This window comes from Streptomyces sp. NPDC001156 (assembly GCF_053598275.1).
In genome coordinates this window covers 1-3,917 of record NZ_JBSFJX010000392.1, presented here as the reverse complement: position 1 = coordinate 3,917, position 3,917 = coordinate 1, and the positions used below count along the sequence as shown (strand labels likewise).

3 protein-coding genes are annotated in these 3,917 nt (G+C 67.0%); 1 reads left to right on the top strand and 2 read right to left on the bottom strand.

Annotation, left to right across the window (positions count from 1 at the left end; genetic code table 11):
• Nucleotides 1-584: 584 nt before the first annotated feature.
• A complete protein-coding gene (locus ACWDA7_RS51120) occupies nt 585-1,487 on the bottom strand; it encodes a YceI family protein (RefSeq protein ID WP_450614854.1) in 903 nt (300 codons plus the stop codon).
• A 954-nt stretch (nt 1,488-2,441) separates the two neighbouring features.
• Nucleotides 2,442-2,660 carry a hypothetical protein gene (locus ACWDA7_RS51115; RefSeq protein ID WP_450614852.1) on the bottom strand — a complete coding sequence of 73 codons (219 nt, stop codon included), beginning with the start codon at nt 2,658-2,660 and terminating at the stop codon, nt 2,442-2,444.
• 406 nt (nt 2,661-3,066) lie between these two features.
• On the opposite strand from ACWDA7_RS51115, the gene ACWDA7_RS51110 reads away from it, so the two are divergent.
• The gene (locus ACWDA7_RS51110) at nt 3,067-3,516 is read left to right on the top strand and encodes an ATP-binding protein (RefSeq protein WP_450614850.1); all 450 of its coding nucleotides are present in this window, start codon (nt 3,067-3,069) and stop codon (nt 3,514-3,516) included.
• Nucleotides 3,517-3,917: the final 401 nt, after the last annotated feature.

Genomic DNA, 3,917 nt, shown 5'->3' with positions numbered 1-3,917 from the left:
GCGACGGCATCCGGCCCTCCAACGATGCGGCGACACGACGCCGACATCCCTGCCACCCACCCGCCGACACCAAGCCCGACCAGCGGAAATCAAGCAATCACACCCGGATTGATAACGGCTTCTAAGCGCTTGTCCTAGCTCGAGCCCCGCCCGGTGCACCACCAGAGGCACTGCGCATCGAAGCACGGATCCCACACCGCGGACGCCCCGTCAGGTCGCATCTTCCGACACACCCCCGACACACTCCGTGTCGCGGACGCCCTCTAAACATGCTCCGTCGCAGGTCAGAGGGCTGTGAAGGGCGATCTACGCATTCACTCCGGAGCCGTGTGCGGGCACTCGCCAGTCAGCCAGTAAGAACCAGGCTCTAACCAGGGCGAATTTCGAAGCAAGGGCACGCTGCAGGCCGCGATGTTCGAGGCGGGACGGCACGACGCGTTCCGGGACGTGCAGTCGCGCCCGTGGATTGCGAGCGACCCGGAGCTGGTGGTGCCGCAGCCAAAGCTGCGGGGCCGTGTAATTCGTGTGCGGCGGCGCCGAGTTCGCGGGCAGGTGTCTCACATCGTTCACGGCTCGTATTGCCGTTACTTGAACTTCAGCTGCGTGCCCTTGGGCACGATCTGGATATCGAGATCCACCTTGATGTTGGAGCCAACGACTGCGATGCCACGGGCCAGCATCGTCTTCCAGTTGATGGTGTAGTCCTCGCGGTGCAACTCGGTGGTGGCGCTGACCGCCAAGCGGGTCTCACCCTCCATGCCGACGCGCATACCGCCGTAGTTGGCGTCGAGGGTCACCGTGCGGGTGACACCGTGCAGCGTGAACCCGCCGGTGATCGCCCAGGTGTTTCCGCCGCGGTGCACGAAGCGGTCGCTGTAGAACTCCATGGTGGGGTAGTGCTCGACGTCGAGGAAGTCCGCGGACCGCAGATGATCGTCGCGCATCTGCACATTGGTATCGATCGAAGCGGCGTCGATGACGACATGCATCGCCGAGTCCTCGATGGTGTTGCCGATCCGGATCGCGCCGGCGAAGTTGTTGAAGCGGCCGTGGACCTGGGCGAGACCGATGTGGCGTGCGGCGAACCCGACCCGGGTGTGGGCCTGTTCGATCTCCCATTCGCCGGGGTCGGGCAGCGGAAGCGATGGGGCTATCTGGAGCGTGATGTCTCGGGGGGCGGCCGGTCCCCCGTGATCGGTGACCGGAATGTTGTCCCGGTAGGGGGCGAAACCCTCGGCGGAGACGGCCAGTCGGTATTTTCCGAACGGAACCATCGCCACGACCAGGCCGTAGGGATCGGCCTCACCACTCACTACCTTGCGACTGTGGCTGTCGTGCAGCGTGAACTCGGCTTGACTCACGGGCTCACCCGTGGGGTCGAGGACCCGCCAGATGAGGAGGCCCGCGCCGGGCGGCACGGTGAGTCCGGTGAGTGGGTTTCCCCTCCGCTGAGAGGCCTTCCGTCGGCTGAGAAGGCGGCTGATCATGGTGTGCGCACCCCTATGCGGTCGCGCTCCGCAGGCCGCGCACACGTGATGTCGGCCTGCGACCCATGACGGATATGCATTCGATTCTTGCCCATTCGATGCAATGTACAGGCAGGTGGAGGCTGTGCCTCAGCCGCAGTTGAGGAGTCCTGTGAAAATGTTGAGGAGTCCTGTGAAAATGACCTGATGTCGCAGCCGTCGAGGCGGATGTTGCCGGGGCTGGCGTGACCGGCGGCAGTTGGTCCGCTCGGCTTCGGGCTCGGTGGCCTTGGGTTCTCCTGGCGGTATGGGCCGGGCCGCCCACCTTGTGGGGTGGGCGGCCCGGCGCGGGTGTGGGGTCAGGAGGTGGCGGGCTTGGTGGGGATGCGCTTGCGGGCCGGGCGCGGCTTGGGCTCGCCGTCAGCGGCCGGGCTGGCGGCCTTGGCGGCGGGCTTGGCGCGAGGGGCCCGCATCGGGACGACGTTGGCCGGGGCTTCGGCGTGAGGCCTGCGGCTCGGGCGTGGGCTCCTGGGCGGCTCGGCGGGGGCCAAGGCTCAGGCGCGACGGCTGTGGCGCACCCTGACCGTCCACCTGGTCGTGTGCGGCGCGGGGCGGCCGTGGTGCGGGCCGGGGCGGTCTCACGGTGTCCGGGATAGGCGGCGCGTCTCGTGCCGTATTGTTCCGCCGCGCGGGCCGGCCATGGAGGGCATGTGATGTGGTTGTGATGCACCCAAGTGGTGTTCTGCACGGCGGTGTTGATCTCGCGTCTATCCCCTGGCATCCGTGACACTCCTGTGGCCCGAGGCGCTGAAGGAAGTGATCCCGCGCAGGGTCGAGGCGCCTGCACTCTGGGGAGGTTCGCGGGCGTCTGCGTGCAGGGGCAAGCTCGTTTACCCCCGTGACGGGCTTGCCCCCGCACGCAAGACGAAGGCTGGCCTGGGTGCCCATAACGTGGCACGGCCGCCCAGGCCGTTCTCACGGCGTCGCTGCCCAGTCTTCGGCCCCTCCGCCATCCCATTCGATCAGGGGGAGGTCGGCCACATCGACCTCATCCAGGCCCTCCAAGCCGACCCGCCGCAAGAACACGCTCAGATCGTGCAGGCTGTACGCCGTCCCCAGCGTCTCGCCACCGACGTGCCCGTGCCGACCGCCCGTCTCGTCAGGCGGGGACACGATCACGTGACGTTCGGCCATGTCACCAGCCTCACCCGTCCCGTGTTGGCGCGCATGTGGAGAGGGCCGTCGGTGATGCCATGCATCCGCTGCACCTCTCCTACTGAACAGCGGCCGTGCTCGACGTTACGCAACCCGCCTCGTCGGTGAGGGATCCAGCGAGACGGGCGCGATGGGATCCGCTCGAGGTCGGTTAAGCCGTATGACTCACTCTCGTACGCGAAGGGTGGATGGCGAGGTATATGTGGCAGCGGCAACCCTTTCGTGTGATGTGCTTCTCAGCTGATCAGGCGAGCTGCCAGTCGGTCGTCGCCGGCGTCGGCAGTCAGCCGCTTGAAAGGCAGACCACTGTCGGCCCGGATTCCCAGCGGTTGAGGCCGTTGCGGCCGATCGTTACGGCGTCAATGCCCGCCCGAGGTGAGCGCCGGTGGGTGTGCCCAGCTTGGTGTTGCTCGCTGCCCTGGAGGGCGACCTCGTCGGCATAGCGCGCAGCCGTGACTTCGCCCGTGAGGTTCTGAGCCGGGTACAGACGGTGCACGGCCTTCCGGTGCCAGGCCGGGTGATGGGCATGCTGCAGCGCGTGGTGAGCGAACTGGTGACCAACGCGTTCAAATACGCGCCGGGCCCGGCACTGCTGGATCCGGCAGTCGAGGACGGGGCGGTCCAGGTGATGGAATGGGACAGCGATCTGGACCTGCCGGTGGCCAGAGCGGCCGACCCCGGCCAGGTGGGGCAGCACCGTGCGGAGATCGTGATGGCGGTATGCCAGCGCTACGAGGTCGAGCGGGAGCCGGTCGGCAAGCGCACCACTGTGGCCGTAGTGCTCGCCGACGATCCTGGCGGACAGATCGCCGCACGGGCGCCCCTGTTGGGGTGACAGGCAGCCACGGGAAACTGCGGTTCACGCATCCAAACATCTACATGTCGGGGCAATGCGCTCTGCCAGCCGGGATGCCGCGAAAGAGCGTTTTGCCCCGAAAGAGGTGTCTTATCCTCATACGGGTGGCGGGCTGACTGGGGATTGGCTGGGGCTGGGAGCTGTTGGGTTTCGGATGTGCAGGAGTGTGTGTGAGTGTGCACGAGCATGTACTTGTTCGTGGTGGTGCAGCGCGCACGGCGCATGGCGGGCACTGTCGGTGCCGGCCGGTAGCGTTCTTCCTGTTGCTGATCACGTGTTGGGGAGGGGGGTGCATCGATGCGTGGTGAGTCGCTGCGTACGATCGCTGCCCCCTTCGTGGCCGTCGGCCCGTCCGGCGTGGCGATCCGCACCCGCCTCAA